We start from the raw sequence: 1,297 nt of genomic DNA, 5'->3' as shown, positions 1-1,297 counted from the left end.
AGGCCCCTTCAATTTGAGAAGGGGCCTTTTTGTTAGTCTGAAATTAATGTAAAAGAATCAATCTGGAACGCAAAAGCCAGCAGGAATCGGGGTTGCTATGTAGTAAAGAGTATATCCATTGCCTTCCCAATTACACATATCGTTTGCACCGTATAACGCGGCAAGCACTATAGCTACAGTAGGCGGAAGTTTAAATAGAGCAGCTAGTCCTGCCGCTCCGATACCTCCAGATAACGCTTTTCCTATCTTTACAGCCTTACTTGCACTTACGTGGTATTCGAGATAAGCCACCGCAGGTTGTATGTTATTTGTTGAATTCTTTGAACTGCATGCTGAATTTGTACTTATAACATTTGCTTTTGTATCTAATATATTCTTGCCTACGACCATGTTCCCTTTTTTAATTTCGCTATTTGCGAAGCTAACAATCTTTTTAAATTCTTCAAATGCTTCTTGACTGACTCCCGCTTCTTCGTAGCTGCTGTACCCATTTACAACTATACCATTTTTAACAAAGGTCTTTTCTTCCAAATCAGATTTTGCAATTTCAAGAAGTATATCTAAACTACGATCATTAGATTGTTCTACTGCATAAACACTAGGCACCGCTACCTGGGAGTATCCAGTAAATAGAAAAGCTGTAGTCAATGCAACTGATAGTAACGATTTAGTTATATTATTCTTTTTCACTTTTCTTGGCTCCACTTTTATTATCGAAAAAGTAAATCCCAAAAGCCACCACAACCGTGAGGACAACTACAATCCTTCTGCTTATTCCCATGCTAACATCAAGATCGAAAAAACTGAAAGCTGACAGCAATATAAGTAAGACCAAAAGGATTATTCTGATAATATCACCTCAAATCAATATTCTCTTAATCATAATAATGGTAATTACTTGAAAATGTTGTAAAAACATGTCGAACCAAAAATAAAAATTTGTAAAATCATGAACGCTTAGTATGAATAAACAGGAGTCAGCTCGAATCCTTTACTCTTTTTTCTTTTTCCAAGTTCGTTCCCTCAAGTATCTATACATATGTGATACCAGCCAGGTCCATGTGTGCTTGTAAATCCGTTTCTTATCCCCTTGAGTCGTTCCACTAGCTGTCGTCACACTATCTAGGGCTACATTTGATCTCCATTCTCTCACCTTTACACAAGCGTTTATTCCTGTCTTATGATGGATGACGAAAAAAGAAAAGCCCCACTTTTTAGTGGAGCGCTCTGAAGTACACCCCTTAGAATAGACATTGGATTAAGCCCCTGGTTTATCCGATGAAATCTAAGGGGTGTA

At 37.7% G+C, this 1,297-nt stretch carries 1 protein-coding gene; it reads right to left on the bottom strand.

Annotation, left to right across the window (positions count from 1 at the left end; all coding sequences use genetic code 11):
• Nucleotides 1-57: 57 nt before the first annotated feature.
• Entirely contained in the window at nt 58-690 is a 633-nt protein-coding gene (locus tag HPY31_RS28440; RefSeq protein WP_172143296.1) for a hypothetical protein, read from the bottom strand.
• Between the last annotated feature and the right edge of the window lie 607 nt (nt 691-1,297).

Origin of the sequence: Brevibacillus sp. HB1.3 (assembly GCF_013186635.1) — a bacterium.
Lineage (GTDB): Bacteria > Bacillota > Bacilli > Brevibacillales > Brevibacillaceae > Brevibacillus > Brevibacillus brevis_D.
The sequence above is the reverse complement of the archived record's forward strand: the minus strand, read 5'-3'. Positions and strand labels throughout refer to the sequence as shown.